A 17,224-nucleotide genomic window follows, 5' to 3' on the forward strand; every position below is an offset into this window, starting at 1 on the left:
GGAAGAGCGTGTAGCGCGAGCCTCGCGCGATTCTTCTTCCTCTTCCTGCGCGCCATCCAGCATCCAGGCCCGTGCCCGAGACCCGCATCCTCCTGCGCTGGGCGGCGCTCGTCGCCGTCTCGGCCGCTCTCGCCTATGGCCTGAGCCGCGCGCATTTCCCCGCCGCCTTCCTCCTCGGGCCGATGCTCGCCGCGATCGCCTTCGGGGTTCGCGGCGCCGGGCTCTCGCTCGGCCGGCCGCTCTTCCTGGCGGCGCAGGCGGTGATCGGCTGCCTCGTCGCCCGCTCCGCCACCACCGAGATCGCCGCGACCCTGCGCGAGGACGGGCTCATCATCCTCGCGGTCGTCGGCGTGACGGTCGCGGCCGGCGCACTCACCGGGCTGGCGCTCACGCGGCTGCGCGTCCTGCCCGGCACGACGGCGGCCTGGGGCTCCTCGCCGGGCGGGGCCGCGGCCATGGTGGCGATGGCGGAGGATTACGGCGCCGACCCGCGCTTGGTGGCGTTCATGCAGTACGTGCGCGTCGCGGCCGTGGTGCTCTCGGCCTCGCTCGCCGCGCGCCTTCTCGCCGACGTCGCCGGCCCGGCCGGGGCGGGCGCGTCCGGCGAGACGTGGAGCTGGCCCGGCCTCGCGGCGACGATCGCGGTCGCCGCCGCCGGGTTCGGCCTCGCATCGCTGCTGCGGCTGCCCTCCGCCCCCCTGATCGGGCCGATGCTGCTCGGCGCGGGCCTGCACGCCGCCGGCTTCATCGACATCGCCTTGCCCGCGCCGGTGCTCGAGGCAGCCTATGCGGCGATCGGCTGGTATGTCGGGCTGCGCTTCAACCGGCGCACCCTGGACGAGACGCTCCACGCGCTGCCGGGCGTGCTGACGGCGACAATCGGGATCATCCTGCTCTGCGGCGTCTGGGCCTGGGTCCTGACGCACTGGTTGCCGATCGATTTCCTCACCGCCTTCCTGGCCACCAGTCCCGGCGGGCTCGATTCGGTGGCGATCATCGCCGTCGGGTCGCGGGCCGACGTGTCCTTCGTGCTGGCGGTGCAGACCCTGCGCCTGTTCGTCGTGCTGGCGACCGGCCCGATCCTCGCCAAGTGGATCGCCCGGGCGGTTCCGGGAGAGCGACCGTGACAGCGCTCTACCTCGCCTTCCTGAATTCCTGGCGCGGCCTCGTCCATGGTGGGCGCACGGAGCGGGCGGTGCGGCTCGAACTCGTCCTGCTGGCGCTCGGCCTGCCCGTGGCGCTCGCTCTCGGCGGCCATCTGTGGGTCCGGGTGGCGCTCATCGCCAGCCTGCTGCTGATGCTCGGGGCGGAACTCCTGAACACCGCGATCGAAAAGTTGTGCGACCATCTCCATCCCGGCCGGCACGAGCGGATCGGCATCGTGAAGGATCTGGCCTCGGCGGGGGCGTTCCTGACGCAGGTCATCGCGGCCCTGATCTGGGGCGCGGCGGTGATCGACCGGTTCTAGAGCGACGCCGTGACGGCGGCCGTCAGCCGTCTTCCTGCTCGCTCCAGACGACCCAAGTGCCGCCGAACAGGGTGGCCGCGATCACGAGCCACAGGCCGGTTCGGCCGACCAGATCGAGCAGCCACGCATGGACCGTCGAGAAGCTGAGACTCAAGGCGCAATCCAGCACGCCGAGATAGAGGGACAGCGCCAGAAGCGCGACGGCGAGAGGGCGGCTCATCGATCCTCCGTCTCCTTCCAGAGGGCCCAGGCCCCCGCGAACACCATCATCCCGATCAGAAGGCGCATCCCCGTATGGCCGATCCGGTCGAGAAGCCACGCATGGGCGGCGGACAGGCTCAAGTCCAGCATCCATCCCCATGCCGTCAGGATCACGGCAATGGCGACGACAATGAGGATTTTTGTCCAGACCGGCATGCCCGCCGCGCTAGCACGTTTGTACTGGTGCGCCGAGCGATACAGGTGACACTTCGCCACAAGTCCTGTGAAAAATGATGCGCATTTCGACACATCCGCGGTGATTAGCCCGCCAGTTAATTAGCTGCGGCTCGCGGATCGGCATCATTGTACCTTTTGTTATTGTTTGCGATGGAGGCCCGGCTGCGTCAAGCGAGCCGGGATCGTCGCGCCCGCGGATCCGTACACGCCCCGCCGAGCCCTTCGAGTTGTCTCACATCTTCGTGAAGAACGCATGGCAACCCTCTTCATCGCCGACACCCATTTCGGCGACGCCCGGCTCGTTGAGCGCCGACGAACCGGCTTCGCTTCGGTAGAGGCCCATGACGAGGCGCTGATCGCCCGCTGGAACGCGCGCGTCGCGGCCGCGGACGAGATCTGGCATCTCGGCGACTTTGCTGCGCATGCGAGCCGCGAACATTGCGCCCGCGTCTTCGACCGGCTCAACGGCATCAAGCGGCTGGTGCGGGGCAACCACGACAGCAACCGCGTGCTCGACCTCCCCTGGGCCGAGCCGCCGGTGGAAAGCATCCGGATTTCCGTGTCGGACGCGGCGGGCCGGTCCTGGCGCCTGTTCCTCGCGCACTACGCCCACCGGGCCTGGCCCGGCCTGTGGCGCGAGACCCGGCACCTCTACGGCCACACCCACGCGACCCTGCCCGACACCACCCGTTCCTGCGACGTCGGCGTCGATGCCTGGGATTTCTCGCCGGTCGATCTCGCGGAGATCATCGCCCGGCAGGATGCGGCGACGCTGGTGCCGGAGGAACTGGCGGCGTGGGAGAGGCGCTGACGGCCCGTCTCAGCACAGCGTCAGCGGCATCGCCTCGATCACCGTCTCGGACAGGCCCCGCCGCTCCAGCGAGCGGCCGAGCGCCGGGTTGAGCCCGGCCCCGCCGGTGAACACCGCGCAGGCGGGCGGCGCGTCGAGCGCGTGCGCGGGCATCTCGCCGAGAAGCTGGATCACCCGGCGGGCGATAGCCGGAGCCGGGTCGATCCAGGTGACCGGCCAGGGGGCGAGGCGCTCGAAGCGGGGCAGCAGCAGCGGGTAATGGGTGCAGGAGAGGCAGACCACATCGGTGCGCGCGCCGTCCGCCCCCTCGACGAAACAGGGCGCGATCTCGGCCAGGATCGCCGCGTCCGAGACCGGCTCGCCGGCCATCTCGGCCTCGGCGTAGCCCGCGAGGTTCTTGGAGCCCACCAGCGTTACGGCGCAATCGCCCGCAAAGTTCGCCACGAGATCGTGGGTATAGGCCCGCGCCACGGTGCCGGGGGTGGCGAGCAGGGAGATGAGCCGGGTCCGCGTCAGCGCGGCGGCCGGCTTGATCGGAGGGACCACGCCGACGAAGGGCGTGACAAAGCGCTGGCGCAGGGCCGGCAGCACCAGGGTCGAGGCGGTGTTGCAGGCGATCACCACGAGGTCGGGGGCGTGACGCAGCAGCAGCCGCTCCATCACCGCGATCACCCGCGCCACGAGCCGGTCCTCGGTCAGGGCACCGTAGGGGAAGGCCGCGTCGTCGGCGGCGTAGACATAGGCCGCGTCCGGCCGAGCGCGGCGCACCTGCTCCAGCACGGTGAGACCACCGAGGCCGGAATCGAAGACGAGAATGACCGGCTGAGAATTCTGGGCCGGCAATGCCGCCGAAAGGGTCGCCCCTGCCATCAGATCGATCCGCATGACCGCCGCCCGGGCTCGCGCATCCGTGGAAACCGTGGGGCAACGAGTGTCCGTCGGCGACGGTTAAGGACATCTCACTGCGGCTGCAAAAAGGCCGCGCTTCAGGCCGGGTGCGACAAGGGGTGCGACGAACAGCTTGGCGGGCCCCCACGTTGTCATTCGACATTCGGCGTCTATTTCCGGCGCGCAACGGAGGAAGAGATTCCAACAATGGCAGCCGGCGCAGCACGTCTCACCCATCCTGAGAGCGGCGCGGCCTTCCCGCCGCCCCCGCTCGACGCCCGCCCGATCGACCGCGACGCCTGGATCGCCGCCTTCCGCACCGTGCGTGAGGAGACCGAGCGCCGGGCCGCCCCGCTCTCACCCGAGGATCAGCAGATCCAGTCGATGGAGGATGCGAGCCCGACCAAGTGGCATCGGGCGCATACGACGTGGTTCTTCGAGCAGTTCCTTCTCGGAGACCATCAGCCGGGCTACCGCCTCTTCGACGAGCGCCTGCACTACCTGTTCAACTCCTACTACGTGCAGGCTGGTCCCCGGCAGCCGCGCTTCATGCGCGGCATGATCACGAGGCCGACGGCGCAGGAGACCGCCGCCTACCGCGCCCATGTCGATCGCGCGGTGTCGGTCTGGCTGCGCGAGGCCGCCGACGAGGCCCTGGCGCGGGCGCTGCCGATCCTGGAGATCGGCCTCTATCACGAGCAGCAGCACCAGGAGCTGATGCTCACCGACATCCTGCACGCCTTCGCGCAGAACCCGCTCGATCCGGTCTACGACGCGCGCTGGAGCTTGCCTGCGGCGCAGGCATCCGCCGGCCAGTCTGCCCTGAAAAGAGGCATCACCCAGATCGGCTACGACGGTCATGGCTTCGCCTTCGACAACGAGAGCCCACGCCACGACGTCCTGATGCTGGAGGCCCGCATCGATCGCGGCCTCGTGACCAACCGCGACTGGCTCGCCTTCATGGAGGACGGCGGCTACGCGCGGCCCGAACTCTGGCTCAATGACGGCTGGGTCGCGCTCCAGCGCGAGGGCTGGGAGGCGCCGGGCTACTGGCGGCGCGAGGCGGACGGCTGGTCGACGATGTCGCTCGCCGGCCGCAAGCCCGTCGATCCGGCGGCCCCCGCCGCCCATGTCAGCTACTACGAGGCCGATGCCTATGCTCGCTGGGCCGGGCGCGACCTGCCGACGGAGGCCGAGTGGGAAGTCGCCGCCCGCGACGGCCTGATCGACGACGCCTTCGGCCTCGTCTGGCAATGGACCCGCAGCGCCTACGGCCCCTATCCGGGCTACCGGCCGGTGCCCGGTGCGCTGGGCGAGTACAACGGCAAGTTCATGTCGAACCAGTACGTGCTCCGCGGCTCCTCGGTCGCGACCGCGCAGGGGCACGCGCGGGTCGGCTACCGCAACTTCTTCTACCCCCATCAGCGTTGGCAGTTCACAGGCCTGCGGCTCGCCGATGCCGGGAGCTGAACGCACCCGCTCACCCTGTCCGCACAACCGTTTGCCCCGCTGTCCCGGAGAAGGCCTTTGACGATCGATCCCCGCATGACGGATTCCCACCGAGCCGAACCGGTTACGGAAAACGGCGTGTTCCTGGCCGATGTCTGGGACGGCCTGGCGGCGAGCCCGAAGGCGCTGCCGGCCAAGTACTTCTACGACGCCGCCGGCTCGGCCTTGTTCGAGCAGATCACGGCTCTGCCCGAGTACTACCCGACCCGCACCGAGCTGCGCATCCTCGACGAGCGGGGCCCGGCCCTGGCCGCCCTGCTGCCGCAGGGCGCGGCGCTGGTGGAGTTCGGCAGCGGCTCGACCGCCAAGCTTCGGCGCCTGCTGCGGCACCTGCCGGGCCTCTCGGCCTACATCCCCGTCGACGTCTCGGGCGAGTTCCTGACGGAGCAGGCGCAGGCCCTGCGCGGCGATTTCCCCGACCTCGCGGTCGAGGCGGTCGTGGCGGACTTCACCCGGCCCTTCGCCCTGCCGGACGGCATCCGCGAGCGGGCGCTGGCGGGCTTCTTTCCCGGCTCGACCATCGGCAATTTCGAGCCCGGCGAGGCGGCGCGCCTCCTCGACGTGTTCGGGCGCATTCTCGGCTCCGGCGCGACGCTGGTGATCGGCGTCGATCTCGTGAAGGACCGCGACGTGCTGGAGGCGGCCTACGACGACGCGGCCGGCGTCACCGCCGCGTTCAACCTCAACCTGCTCCACCGCATCAACCGCGAGCTGGACGCGGCGATCGACGTCGAGGGCTTCACACACCGGGCCTTCTTCAACGCGCGGGCCTCGCGGGTCGAGATGCATCTCGTCAGCCGCCGGGCGCAAAGCCTGCGCGTGGCCGGGCGCAGCTTCGCCTTCGCGGAGGGCGAGTCGATCCACACCGAGAACAGCTACAAGTACACGCTCGACAGCTTCCGGGCGCTCGCCGCCCGCGCCGGCTGGGCCTCGATCGAGGCCTGGACCGACCGGGACGGATTGTTCTCGGTCCACGCGCTGCGGCGGGATGCCTAGGGCGCCTTCCGACGAATCGGCCACCGGTTCGTCGGAAGAACGCGCGTCACAGCAACGGCTTGGAGGTGTGACCCGCCCCCGTGGTCGGGCACGGCTCTCGGCTCGGCCCGCCGGCCGCCGCGTCCGACGCGGGGTGTGGCCCGCGCGTGACGACTGCAGGCTGCAAAGCGCGATCGATAAAATCCGCAGTATCTAAACTATCAAAAAGCAGTTTTTGCGTGGTGTTTGCGCCCCAGGGTTGCCGCACGATCCGCGGCACGCCAGGGGCAAGACATGGTCAAAATCAGTACCGTCGAGAAGTCCGACAGCAGCTTGGTCAACGCCGTGATCACCCGCTACAAGTGGGGCGAGAACACGCTCAATTACGGCTTCAAAGTTCAGGACATCGACAAAAACGGCGTCTCCGACTTCGACGAAGGGCAGTGGCGCAGTTTCTACAAATCGATTTTCGACAACGTCTCAAGCTTCACGAATCTGGATTTCCGTGAGACCTCGTTCGAGGAATCGACGCTCGGGCAGATCCTGGAGGTCGGTGGCGGTGGGCAATCGTCGAATCCGTATCCGGAACTGCCCAACGGCAACACCTACACCGTCGTCAGATTTTTCGGCTCCGTCGCGTCGGCCTCCGAATCCATCTATCGGGGGCAGTGGTCGAGCGTCTGGTACCACGAAATCGGTCACAGCCTCGGCCTCGCCCACCCGTTCGAACAACCGGGCGTCATCGCGGGCGTCCGATCGGATGCCGATCTGGGCACCAACTTCATCAACTCGTCGCTCTACACCGTCATGTCGTACAGCTCCTTCGTGTGGGGCGAGGACAATCCGTGGACGAGGACCCAGGACGCCGGCAGAACCTTCATGAACGCGTCGGCCGGCTCCTACATGCCGATCGACATCGCCGCCCTGCAGCACCTGTACGGGGCCAGGGCGGCCAACACGGGCGACACCGTCTACACGTTCGGTGACGATCTCCGGACGAATGCCGGCTTCAACACCATCTGGGACACCGGCGGCAACGACACCATCCGGTACGTGGGCAGCAGCCGCGCCAAGATCGACCTGCGCGCCGCCACGCTGAAGGACGAGATCGGCGGCGGTGGCTTCGTCTCCACCTCGGACAAGCTGAACGGCGGGTTTCTGATCGCCAACGGCGTCGCGATCGAGACCGCGATCGGCGGATCGAAGGACGACATCCTGCACGGTCACGACGGCGACAACACACTGATCGGCGGAGCGGGCAACGACACGCTCTTCGGGTATGCCGGAAACGATGTCCTCGAGGGGGGTACGGGAAGCGACCGGCTCGACGGCGGCGAGGGCATCGACGCGGCCCGGTTCGCCGGCCAGAGCCGGGACTACGCGATCGTCTATGACGCCTCGACCACGGCGGGCGCGTTTGCGGTCAAGCACATCGCCACGGGCGCGCTCGATACGCTCGCCTCGATCGAAACGCTGGTCTTCGACGACACCGCGCTGGAGTCCCAGGGCGTGTTCACCCATCTCGAAGCCCGGTTCGGTGCCCTTCCGTCCGGCAGCCAGAAGTTCGAACTGGCGCTCTCGCCCGAGGCGGACGATCCGATCGCGACGGACGTCGCCGACATCGACGGCGCGTTCACGGCCAGCGCGACGGTGCTGTTTGCCGATCTCGCCGGCGGCTCCTGGCAGCGCGTCTTCGACTTCGGAAACGGGCCGGCATCCGACAACATCTTCCTGGGGCAGGTCGGCCGCTCGAGCGACATGGAGTTCACGGTCTTCAACGGCGGCAAGGCGGCCAGCATCGTCGCCAGGGGCGCCATCGTCGAGGGCCAGGAAGCCGAGTGGACCGCCGACGTCGATGCCGGCGGCTGGATGCGCCTGTTCAAGGACGGCGCGCTGCTGGCCCAGGGTCAGGGCGTCGTGCCGCGGGACATCGAGCGGGCCAACGAGTTCGTCGGCAAGTCCAACTGGTCCTGGGACACGCCGCTGATCGGCACGGTGAGCGATCTGACGGTGACGGCGCACAACGTCATCCCGGAGATCGACGGCGCTTTCACGATGTTCGCCGAGGCACGCTTCGACAACCTCGCCGGCGGACACTACCAGCGGCTGTTCGACACCGGCAACGGCCGGGACAGCGACAACATCTGGGTCGGCCAGGTCGGGAACGGCGACGACATGGCGTTCGAGATCCTGACCGGCTCGGTCAAGCACCAGATCACCGCTCACGACGTGATCGTCCAGGGCGAGACCGCGGACTGGCAGGCCAGCGTGACGGATGGCGGCTACATGCGCCTGTTCAAGAACGATCACCTCGTCGCCGAGGGGCAGGGCGCCGCCCCGCTCGACGTGACCCGCGCGGACGACCTGATCGGCCAGTCCAACTGGACCTGGGACACGCCGCTGATTGGCAAGGTGAGCGACCTGTTCTTCGTCTGACCGGCCGCTCCCGTCCCGAGAGCCGGCTACCGGCTCTCGGGACCACGCGCTACAGGTGGCAGGCGCCCGACAGGGCCTCGTTCTCCGCGCTCGTGAACAGGCGTGAGCGGATGTGGAAGCGCTTCTCGCGGCCGTTCTCCAGGGAGAACATGCCGCCGCGGCCGGGCACCACGTCGAGCATGATGTGGGTGTGCTTCCAGACCTCGAACTGCGAGCGCGAGATGAAGAAATCCGCGCCGCCGACCTGACCGAGATGCACGTCGCCGTCGCCGGTGATGAAGTCGCCCACGGGGTAGCACATCGGCGAGGAGCCGTCGCAGCAGCCCCCCGACTGGTGGAACATCACCGGGCCGTACGCGGCCTTCAGCTCGTCGATCAGTTCGAGCGCGGCCGGCGTCGCGGTTACCCGCAGGGGTGTGCCGGCATTGTCCGCCTGCTTGGCGGTCACGGGCTCGATCCGCTCGGCGGCGGGGATCGCGGACTCGCTCATGGTTTCCTCTCCTGATGGATCTTGTTGGGCTATCTGAGGCTGAGGCAGCGGATATCCATGCGGCTTGAAGCGCGCCCGAGGATAGCAGACGAGCCCCGGCTCGAACCGTCTGAGACGGCTTGGCCTTTCGGCCACCCTCAGGTGGCGTGAGAGCGAGCGGCCCGACTTTTGCGACCCCTGACGAAACGTCCGTGTGGCGAAAAAAATCCGCCGAGGATTCGCGATGTCTCAGCCCGCCCCCGATCTCGCCGCGCCTGCGGTGAAGACGACCTGCCCCTATTGCGGCGTCGGCTGCGGCGTGCTCGCGACTCCGGACGGGCAGGGGGGCGTGGCGATCGCGGGCGATCCCGAGCATCCGGCGAATTTCGGCCGCCTCTGCTCCAAGGGCTCGGCGCTCGGCGAGACGGTCGATCTCGGCGACCGGCTGCTCGCCCCGACCGTCGATGGCCAGACCGTGAGCTGGGAGGGCGCACTCGGCACCGTGGCCGGCGGCCTCCGGCGGATCGCCGAGCAGCACGGGCCGGATGCGATTGCCTTCTACCTCTCGGGCCAGATCCTGACGGAGGACTATTACGTTGCCAACAAGCTGGCGAAGGGCTTCCTCGGCACGCCGCATGTCGACACCAATTCGCGGCTGTGCATGTCCTCGGCGGTCGCCGCCCACCGCCGCGCCTTCGGCTCCGACACGGTGCCCGGCTGCTACGAGGATCTCGACGAGGCCGATCTGATCGTGCTCGTCGGCTCCAACGCCGCGTGGTGCCACCCGATCCTGTTCCGCCGCATGGTCGATGCGCGGGCCAAGCGCGGCACCAAGATCGTCACCGTCGATCCCCGGCGCACGCAGACCGGCGAGGAGGCCGACCTGCATCTCGGCCTCCAGCCCGGCACCGATTCCGCGCTGTTCTCCGGCCTGCTCGCCTATCTCGCCGGTCAGGCCAAGCTCGACGGACGCTTCATCGAGGAGCACACCGCCGGATTCGAGGGCGCCCTGGAGCGCGCCCGGCAGATCGCGCCGGACGCCGCCGCCACCGCCCGCGCCACGGGGCTGGCCGAGGCCGACGTGCAGGCCTTCTTCGAGCTGTTCGCCCGGACGAAGCGCGTCGTCACCGCCTTCAGCCAGGGCGCGAACCAGTCGGCGCAGGGCACCGACAAGGGCAACGCCATCATCAACTGCCATCTCGCCACCGGGCGGATCGGCCAGCCCGGCATGGGCCCGCTCTCGCTCACCGGCCAGCCCAACGCCATGGGCGGGCGCGAAGTCGGCGGCTTGGCCAACATGCTCGCCGCCCACATGCACTTCGCCCCCGAGGAGGTGGACCGGGTCCGCCGCTTCTGGAAAGCGCCCAACATCATCACCGGCGAGGGGATGAAGGCGGTCGCCCTGTTCGAGGCGATCGAGCGCGGGAAGATCAAGGCGCTGTGGGTGATCGGCACCAACCCGCTCGTCTCGATGCCGCGGGCCGACCGCATCCGCGAGGCGATCAAGGGGCTCGATCTCTACGTCGTCTCGGAAGCCGTCGCGACCAGCGACAGCGCCCGCGCGACGGGTCAGAAGACGGTGTTGCTGCCGGCGCTCGCCTGGGGCGAGAAGGACGGCACGGTGACGAATTCCGAGCGGCGCATCTCGCGCCAGCGTGCCTTCCTGAAGGCGCCGGGGCAGGCGCGGGCCGATTGGGCGATCCTCTGCGACGTCGCCCGCCGCCTCGGCCACGGCGAGGACTTCGCCTATAACTCCGCTGTCGAGATCTTCCGCGAGCACGCCGCGCTCTCGGCCTTCGAGAACGACGGCACCCGCGACTTCGATCTCGGCGGCCTCGCCGAGATCGACCGGCGCGCCTACGATGTGCATCTGCCGATGCAGTGGCCGGTGCCGAAGCGCGGGCCGGATGCGAAGAAGGGCCGCGCCCGGCTCTTCGCCGACGGGCGCTTCTACACCTTCGATCAACGCGCCCGCTTCGTCGCGGTGCAGCCGCCGGCCCTGGCACAGCCCGTGACCGCCGAGCGCCCGCTCGTGCTCAACACCGGCCGCATCCGCGACCACTGGCACACCATGACCCGCACGGGCAAAAGCCAGCGCCTCTCGGCCCACCGCGCCGTGCCCTTCGTCGAGATCCATCCCGACGACGCGGCCCGCTACCGCCTGAGCGACGGGGGCTTCGCCCGCGTCGCGACCGATCTCGGCAGCGCGATCCTCGAAGTCACGGTGACGGACGCCGTTCTGCCGGGCTCGATCTTCGTGCCGATGCACTGGAGCGACATGACCGCCTCGGACGGGCGCGCGGCGGCGCTGGCCCGCGGCATCCCCGATCCGGTCTCCGGCCAGCCCGAACTGAAGGCGACGCCGGCTTCCGTCGAGGCCGTGGCCTACCGCTCCCGCGGCTACCTGCTGACGCGGGACGCCCAGGCAGCCCCCGCCGGCTGGTGGTGGGCACGGGCGACCGTCTCCGGCGGCTCGGGCCTGATCTTCGCGACCCAGGAGGGCTCGCGGGAAATGGCTTTGTCCGTGCGCGGGATGTTCCCCGGCCACGAACTGGCCGAGTACGTCGATCATGCCCGCGGACTCTACCGCTGCGTCGTCACGCGCGACGATCACCTCGTGGCTGCGCTCAGTGTGGCGCCGGGGGATCGGCGGCCGGATTGGGAACTCGCCAAGGGGGTGTTTGCCGCCCCCGACATCGAGGCGATCGACCGGCGCACCCTGCTCTCGGGCCGGGCGGCGACGGCCTCGACCGGGCCGGTGGTCTGCGCCTGCCACGGCGTCGGTCTCGACGTCATCACCGCAACCATTGCCGCCGGGGCCGGCTCGGTCGAGGCGGTGGGCGCGGCCTGCAAGGCGGGAACGAATTGCGGCTCATGCATCCCCGAGATCCGCAAGCTGCTGTCGCCGGCGCTTGCGCGCAGCGCCGCATAGGCGCAGTTTTCAGGTTCCCGGTCCCACTCTCGCCCTCATCCTGACGTGCTGCAAAGTAGCCTCTTCGGATGAGCGAGGCGGACCGGAACCTCGAGTCGAGTCGTACACAAAGACCATGAGCACGCCCCGCCAACCCCGCGAAACCCGCGCCGGCCTCGAGCCGCTGGCGGTGCTGCCCGTGTTCGTGCCGCTCCAGGACAAGCGGGCGGTGCTCGCCGGCTCCAACGGCGGCGCACCCTGGAAGGTGAAGCTGCTCGCCGCCGCCGGCGCCCGGGTCGATGTCTATGCCGAGGAGCCGAGCGAGGAGTTGCGCGGCGTGCCGGCCGAGATCGCCGCCGGCTCGGTGACGCTGCACGAGCGCCGCTGGACCCCCGCCGACTTGCAGGGCGCGGCCTTCGCCATCGGCGCCATGGAGGACGAGGAGGATTGCGTCGCCTTCGTCGCGGCGGCGCGCGCGGCCGGCGCCATCGTCAACGCGGTCGACCGGCCGCATCTGTGCGACGTGAAGTTCGGCGCCATCGTCAACCGCTCGCCGCTCGTCGTCGGCATCTCGACCGAGGGCGCAGCCCCGGTCTTCGGGCAGACGGTGCGGGCGCGCATCGAGGCGATGCTGCCGCGCGGCTTCAAGCACTGGGTCGCGGCCGCCCGCGACTGGCGCGAGGCGGTCTCGGCCCGCTTCCACGGCTTCTCCGAGCGGCGCGGCTTCTGGGAGCGCTTCACCGACCGCGCCTTCGCCGAGCCGGACCGCACCCCGACGGAAGCCGACCTCGCCGACCTGATGGGTCAGGCCGAGGCGCTGCCCCTCGGCGGCGCGGTGACCCTGGTCGGGGCCGGACCGGGTGATGCCGAACTGCTCACCCTCAAGGCGCTGCGGGCGCTGCGCAACGCCGACGTGATCCTCTACGACGACCTCGTCGCCCCCGAGATCCTCGATTATGCCCGCCGCGAGGCCCGGACCATGCTGGTCGGCAAGACCGGCCACGGCCCGTCCTGCCGCCAGGACGACATCAACGCGCTGATGGTTTCGCTGGCGAAGTCCGGGAAGCAGGTGGTGCGCCTGAAATCCGGCGATCCGCTCGTCTTCGGCCGGGCCGGTGAGGAGATCGAGGCGTGCGAGGCCGCGGGCATTCCCTGCACCATCGTCCCCGGCGTCAGCGCGGCGCAGGGTGCGGCAGCCGCGCTCGGCGTATCCCTGACCCATCGCGACGCGGCCCGGCGCCTGCAATTCGTCACCGGCCACGACCGCCGCGGCGCGCTGCCGGAGGATCTGAACTGGAGCGCGCTCGCCGACCGCAGCGTCACCACCGTGGTCTACATGCCCAAGCGCACGCTGCGCGTCCTGCTGGAGCGGGCGGTCGCCGAGGGGCTGGCGCCCGAGACGCCGGCCCTCGTCGTGTTCAATGCGACCCGGGCCAAGCAGGCGACGGTGGCCGGCACCGCCGCCGACCTCGCGGAGCGGGTCGAGGCCTCGGGGCTCGAAGGGCCGGCGCTGCTGATGGTCGGCGAGGCCCTGCGTCTGCACAACGCCCGCGGCGCGCACCAGGACGTCGAGATCCGCGCGGAAGCCTCCTGAACCTGCTGCGAAGGCTCGTGCGACGCCAAGCCTTGCGGCGTCGCGCGGGCTTGCGGCGCGCCCCGGCTCTGTGATGTGAGGGACGTTGCCCGGCACGCTCGGACCGCCGCTTCCCCTTTCGGCGATGCCCTGTGCCGGGCCCTTTTCATGCGGCCGCCGCGCCCGTCGGGTCGCCGCCACAGACACGCCTTCGAGGGCTCCCATGCGTTCCCCCATGCGTCCGTCCCGCAGCGTTCTCCTGCCGCTTGCCGCCTTCGTGGCCGGGCTCGTGGCGATCTCCGTCGCGCTGGTGATGACGCTGGTGCCGCAGCATCCGCAGAGCGGCCCGAGCGGCATCGGCGGTCCCTTCACCCTGGTGAACCAGGACGGTGCGACGGTCAGCGAGCGCGATTTTGCCGGCAAGCCCTACCTGATGTTCTTCGGCTTCACCCATTGCCCCGATGTCTGCCCGACCACGCTCCAGCAGATCAGCGACGTACTCGCGGCGCTCGGCCCCAAGGCGGATAGGCTGAAGGTCGCCTTCGTCAGCGTCGATCCTGAGCGCGACACGCCCGCTTCGCTGAAGACCTATCTGTCGAGCTTCGACTCGCGCATCGTCGGCCTCACCGGCAGCCCGGAGCAGGTGGCGGCGACCCTCAAGACCTTCCGCGCCTACGCCAAGAAGGTGCCGGGTTCGAGCGGCGACTACACGATGGAGCACACCGCGCTCGTCTATCTGATGGACGCCCGCAACGGCTTCGTCGGCGCGGTCAACCTCAACCGGCCGGCAGCGGAGACGGCGGCGGAGCTGTCGAAGCGGATCTGATCGCCGCCGAGGGGCGCCGCGCGAGCGCTCCCGTGCGGGAGGTGCGGGCCAGCCCGTGCTCGGTCTTGTTCCAGCGGTGCGGGTGCCGCGCCAGCTCGAACACGGCGAGCCACGCCGCGAGACTGCCGAGAAGGAAGTAGGCCGGCAGCAGCAGCACGAGCGGCACCAGATCGAACCAGCCGCGCCGGAGGCAGCCGACGAGGCCGGGCAGGCACATCGCCGCCAGCCCGCCGAGGAATACCGTCGTGGAGGCCGCCCGCTTGACGATGGCGAGGCTGTCGCCGTCCTCGGCCGGGATGATCAGGTCGGCGAGGCCGCCGAGCAGCATGAACGGATAGAACAGGGCCGAGACCACCGTGCCGGGCAGGAGCGCCAGCACGCACAGGCTCTCCGCCGCGCCGAGGCGGCGGTAGAGGTCGAGCGGGCGCCGCCCATGGGTGAAGCTCGTCTGCAGAAAGCCCTTCATCCAGCGGGTGCGCTGGCGCAGCCACTTGCGAGGGTGGGCGAGCGCCTCCTCGAAGGTCGCGCTCGGCAGGTCGCCGACATGGTAGCCCGCGAGCGCCATGCGCAGGCCGAGATCGGCATCCTCGGTGACGTTCCAGGCATCCCATCCGTGGAGCTTGCGCAGGATGCGGGTGCGGAAATGCGTCGAGGTGCCGCCGAGCGGCGTTGGCATCCGCCACGCGGCCAGGGCCGGGCCGAGCACGTCGAACAGAGCCGCGTACTCGATGGCGAACAGGGGCGGCAGCCAGCCATCGCCCTGCTTGTCGATCACGAGGCGACCCTGGAGGCAGGCGGTCGAGGCCGGCGCGCGAGCGAACACCGTCGCGGCGAGGCGAAGCTGTTCGGGCGAGATCACATCCTCCGCGTCGTAGACCACGAGGTGCTCGCCGCGGGCGATCGGCAGAGCTACGTTCAGCGCCCGCGGCTTGGTGCGCGGCATCCCCTCCGGCACGGTGACGATCTCGAAGCGGGCCGGGAGCGGTGTCGCGCGGAAAGCCGCAGCGGTCTCGTCGTCGTCGGCCTCCAGCAGGAACTTGATGTCGAGCTTGGCCGCCGGATAGTCGAGCCGGCGCAAGGCTCCCAGAAGACGCGGCACCACCGGCGCCTCCCGGTAGAGGGCGACGAGAATCGTGTAGGTCGGGAGCGCGTCGTCCGTCAGCAGAACCGGTCTCGGCTCGGATGCATCCGCGCGCACGATCTCGGCCGCCCCGATCGCCGCCGCAGCGAGGCGGAAGGTCAGCAGGGCCAGCATCAAACCCTGCACCAGCAGCAGCAGAACGAAGCCCGCCGCCGTCGGGAGGCGGGCGAGCAGGACGACGAGGGCGAGCACGCCGCCGGCCAAGGCAAGGTCAACCGCCAGCGGACCGGGCCGGCAGGACCACTCGGGACGAAGACGCCCCAGGGTCTCGGACGCGTCCTCGGCAATGGCGGCGCCGTACCGGGCGAACAGGGCCTGCTTCAGGACCGTCGGGGTCGTGATGGCCGGAGGCTCCGCCAGCCGGTCCGCCGCCGCGATCAATCGCGCCACCGCGGCGCCGCGCGGTGCCGCGACGAGAGTTTCGCCCCCCTCGCAGCCCGCGAGCGGCGCGGCGCCTGACATGAGACAGCGCGCATACGGAACGCCCTCGCAGATCGCGAGAGGCCCGACGAGAAATGGCGCTCCGAGCCGGCGGGCGAGCGCGCGGTAGAACGCCTCCTCGGAGAGAAGCCCCTCGTTGAGGAGGGCCGTGGCGGCATCGGTGCCGCAGCGACGGGCGATGATCGCGGCCCGGCTCAGCGTCTCGAGGGACACGCCCTCGGTGGCGAGGAAGCCGATTTCCGGCGGGAGCGGAGCGGCGCGGCTGCTCCGACGGCGGTCGAGGTCGGACAGGGCAACGGCTTCCCGCGGGCCCGCGCCGTGCTAGGGAGGGGCATGGGCCAGGACCTCTCCATGGACGTGCATTGCTCCACTCCGACAACCGAAGGGTCAATCCGCTACCACAGGATGCGGCGGATATTGGCGGCAACCTTTATCGTTTTATTAACCAATGTTGCACAGGCACAACAGCCGTCCGACCCGACGGCCCCGTCGGTCAGCATTCCGAATTTCTGGAATCCCCGTGCTCGCGGCGAGCGGGTCGAGGCGCCTCAGACGGGGCGGGCGGTTCGGTTCATGACCGACGACGAGTTTCCGCCGCTGCATTTCGCAGGCCCCGACGGTGTGCCGACCGGCTTCGCTGTAGAACTCGCCCGCGCGGTCTGCGAGCGGCTGACGGTGACGTGCACCGTGCAGGCGCGCCGCTTCGACACGTTGCTCGATGCGCTGGCCGACAAGCAGGGTGACGTGGTGGCCGCCGCCGTGCCCCTGACGCCGGGCCTGCGCGCGCGGTTCCTGGCGACGCGGCCCTATTTCCGCTGGCCGGCCCGCTTCATCGCCCGCAAGGACCGCAACCTGCCCGCCCCCTCGGCAACCGCACTCGCCGGGCGGAACGTCGGGATTGTCGAGGGCAGCGCCCACGAGGCCTATCTGAAGGCCTTCTTCCCCAACGCCACGCGAAAGACCTTCACCGACCTCTCGGCGGCCCAGAGCGCGCTCAAGCGCGGCGAGGTCGAGTACCTGTTCGCCGACGGTTTGAGCCTCGCGCTCTGGCTGAACGGCCAGGAGGCGGAGGGTTGCTGCACCTATTCCGGCGGCGATTATCTCGAGAATCGCTATTTCGGTGAAGGCATCGGCTTCGTCACCCGCACCGAGGACGCGGCCTTGGCCCGTGCCCTCGACGACGCGTTGCAGCGGGTATGGGACGACGGAAAATACGCCGAGCTGTATCTGCGATTTTTTCCGATCAGTCCGTTCTGATGCGATCCGGATCGTGGCACCTGTCGCGAAGCGGTGCCGTTGTCTAGTTTGAGATACGAATCGAACTCGAACGCAGGACCG

Annotated in this window: 15 protein-coding genes; 10 read left to right on the forward strand and 5 right to left on the reverse strand. The window is 69.8% G+C overall.

The features are described 5' to 3' along the window. The first annotated feature begins 71 nt into the window (after window positions 1-71). Together MSPGM_RS16060 and MSPGM_RS16065 are read left to right on the forward strand one after the other, a co-directional pair. Window positions 72-1,127 carry an AbrB family transcriptional regulator gene (locus tag MSPGM_RS16060; protein WP_012753266.1) on the forward strand — a complete coding sequence of 352 codons (1,056 nt, stop codon included), beginning with the start codon at window positions 72-74 and terminating at the stop codon, window positions 1,125-1,127. Next, window positions 1,124-1,468, forward strand: coding sequence for a diacylglycerol kinase (locus MSPGM_RS16065; RefSeq protein ID WP_003600972.1), 345 nt, complete (start codon window positions 1,124-1,126; stop codon window positions 1,466-1,468). The genes MSPGM_RS16060 and MSPGM_RS16065 overlap by 4 nt, the downstream gene beginning before the upstream one ends. 22 nt (window positions 1,469-1,490) lie before the next feature. Here the strand turns inward: MSPGM_RS16065 and MSPGM_RS16070 are convergent, their stop codons facing one another. Continuing rightward, window positions 1,491-1,688, reverse strand: a complete 198-nt coding sequence (locus tag MSPGM_RS16070; RefSeq protein ID WP_003600971.1) for a hypothetical protein — start codon at window positions 1,686-1,688, stop codon at window positions 1,491-1,493. Continuing rightward, entirely contained in the window at window positions 1,685-1,810 is a 126-nt protein-coding gene (locus MSPGM_RS16075) for a hypothetical protein (protein ID WP_256371244.1), read from the reverse strand. The genes MSPGM_RS16070 and MSPGM_RS16075 overlap by 4 nt, the downstream gene beginning before the upstream one ends. A gap of 349 nt (window positions 1,811-2,159) precedes the next feature. Between MSPGM_RS16075 and MSPGM_RS16080 the strand changes: the two genes are divergently transcribed. Further along, window positions 2,160-2,717 (forward strand): metallophosphoesterase family protein, encoded by a 558-nt coding sequence (locus MSPGM_RS16080; RefSeq protein WP_003600969.1) that lies wholly within the window; start codon window positions 2,160-2,162, stop codon window positions 2,715-2,717. A gap of 9 nt (window positions 2,718-2,726) precedes the next feature. Here the strand turns inward: MSPGM_RS16080 and murI are convergent, their stop codons facing one another. Then, complete coding sequence (gene murI / locus MSPGM_RS16085; protein WP_012753267.1) at window positions 2,727-3,602, reverse strand: glutamate racemase; 876 nt, start codon at window positions 3,600-3,602, stop codon at window positions 2,727-2,729. Window positions 3,603-3,812: 210 nt separating this feature from the next. Here murI and egtB point away from each other — a divergent pair, with 210 nt between their 5' ends. The 3 genes from egtB to MSPGM_RS16100 all read left to right on the forward strand — a co-directional run bounded on the left by egtB (window position 3,813) and on the right by MSPGM_RS16100 (window position 8,525). Further along, a complete protein-coding gene (gene egtB / locus MSPGM_RS16090) occupies window positions 3,813-5,075 on the forward strand; it encodes an ergothioneine biosynthesis protein EgtB (protein ID WP_003600967.1) in 1,263 nt (420 codons plus the stop codon). Window positions 5,076-5,132: 57 nt separating this feature from the next. After that, entirely contained in the window at window positions 5,133-6,110 is a 978-nt protein-coding gene (egtD, locus tag MSPGM_RS16095; RefSeq protein ID WP_043766300.1) for an L-histidine N(alpha)-methyltransferase, read from the forward strand. A gap of 273 nt (window positions 6,111-6,383) precedes the next feature. Continuing rightward, window positions 6,384-8,525, forward strand: coding sequence for a M10 family metallopeptidase C-terminal domain-containing protein (locus MSPGM_RS16100; protein WP_003600964.1), 2,142 nt, complete (start codon window positions 6,384-6,386; stop codon window positions 8,523-8,525). 49 nt (window positions 8,526-8,574) lie between these two features. On the opposite strand, the gene MSPGM_RS16105 is transcribed toward MSPGM_RS16100, so the two are convergent. Beyond that, on the reverse strand, window positions 8,575-9,015 hold the full coding sequence (locus MSPGM_RS16105; protein ID WP_003600962.1) for a DUF779 domain-containing protein: 441 nt from the start codon (window positions 9,013-9,015) through the stop codon (window positions 8,575-8,577). Between the two features lie 223 nt (window positions 9,016-9,238). On the opposite strand from MSPGM_RS16105, the gene MSPGM_RS16110 reads away from it, so the two are divergent. The 3 genes from MSPGM_RS16110 to MSPGM_RS16120 all read left to right on the forward strand — a co-directional run bounded on the left by MSPGM_RS16110 (window position 9,239) and on the right by MSPGM_RS16120 (window position 14,304). Beyond that, entirely contained in the window at window positions 9,239-11,926 is a 2,688-nt protein-coding gene (locus MSPGM_RS16110; RefSeq protein ID WP_003600960.1) for a nitrate reductase, read from the forward strand. 115 nt (window positions 11,927-12,041) lie between these two features. Then, on the forward strand, window positions 12,042-13,499 hold the full coding sequence (cysG, locus tag MSPGM_RS16115) for a siroheme synthase CysG (protein WP_003600958.1): 1,458 nt from the start codon (window positions 12,042-12,044) through the stop codon (window positions 13,497-13,499). A 202-nt stretch (window positions 13,500-13,701) separates the two neighbouring features. Next, entirely contained in the window at window positions 13,702-14,304 is a 603-nt protein-coding gene (locus tag MSPGM_RS16120) for an SCO family protein (protein ID WP_003600956.1), read from the forward strand. On the opposite strand, the gene MSPGM_RS16125 is transcribed toward MSPGM_RS16120, so the two are convergent. Beyond that, window positions 14,255-16,099: a glycosyltransferase family 2 protein gene (locus MSPGM_RS16125; RefSeq protein ID WP_012753270.1), complete on the reverse strand. Its 1,845-nt coding sequence runs from the start codon at window positions 16,097-16,099 to the stop codon at window positions 14,255-14,257. The two genes, MSPGM_RS16120 and MSPGM_RS16125, sit on opposite strands and share 50 nt — an antisense overlap. A 120-nt stretch (window positions 16,100-16,219) precedes the next feature. Between MSPGM_RS16125 and MSPGM_RS16130 the strand changes: the two genes are divergently transcribed. After that, the gene (locus MSPGM_RS16130; protein ID WP_003600951.1) at window positions 16,220-17,143 is read left to right on the forward strand and encodes a transporter substrate-binding domain-containing protein; all 924 of its coding nucleotides are present in this window, start codon (window positions 16,220-16,222) and stop codon (window positions 17,141-17,143) included. Window positions 17,144-17,224 lie beyond the last annotated feature (81 nt).

The organism is Methylorubrum sp. GM97 (assembly GCF_024347855.1).
GTDB classification, from domain to species: domain Bacteria; phylum Pseudomonadota; class Alphaproteobacteria; order Rhizobiales; family Beijerinckiaceae; genus Methylobacterium; species Methylobacterium extorquens.

What these genes read in the sequence shown, in the direction of transcription:
- MSPGM_RS16070 (WP_003600971.1), bottom strand. Translation starts at nt 1,688, where the DNA reads ATGAGCCGCCCTCTCGCCGTCGCGCTTCTGGCGCTGTCCCTCTATCTC.
- MSPGM_RS16080 (WP_003600969.1), top strand. Translation starts at nt 2,160, where the DNA reads ATGGCAACCCTCTTCATCGCCGACACCCATTTCGGCGACGCCCGGCTC.
- murI (WP_012753267.1), bottom strand. Translation starts at nt 3,602, where the DNA reads ATGCGGATCGATCTGATGGCAGGGGCGACCCTTTCGGCGGCATTGCCG.
- egtB (WP_003600967.1), top strand. Translation starts at nt 3,813, where the DNA reads ATGGCAGCCGGCGCAGCACGTCTCACCCATCCTGAGAGCGGCGCGGCC.
- MSPGM_RS16100 (WP_003600964.1), top strand. Translation starts at nt 6,384, where the DNA reads ATGGTCAAAATCAGTACCGTCGAGAAGTCCGACAGCAGCTTGGTCAAC.
- MSPGM_RS16105 (WP_003600962.1), bottom strand. Translation starts at nt 9,015, where the DNA reads ATGAGCGAGTCCGCGATCCCCGCCGCCGAGCGGATCGAGCCCGTGACC.
- MSPGM_RS16110 (WP_003600960.1), top strand. Translation starts at nt 9,239, where the DNA reads ATGTCTCAGCCCGCCCCCGATCTCGCCGCGCCTGCGGTGAAGACGACC.
- cysG (WP_003600958.1), top strand. Translation starts at nt 12,042, where the DNA reads ATGAGCACGCCCCGCCAACCCCGCGAAACCCGCGCCGGCCTCGAGCCG.
- MSPGM_RS16120 (WP_003600956.1), top strand. Translation starts at nt 13,702, where the DNA reads ATGCGTTCCCCCATGCGTCCGTCCCGCAGCGTTCTCCTGCCGCTTGCC.
- MSPGM_RS16130 (WP_003600951.1), top strand. Translation starts at nt 16,220, where the DNA reads ATGGGCCAGGACCTCTCCATGGACGTGCATTGCTCCACTCCGACAACC.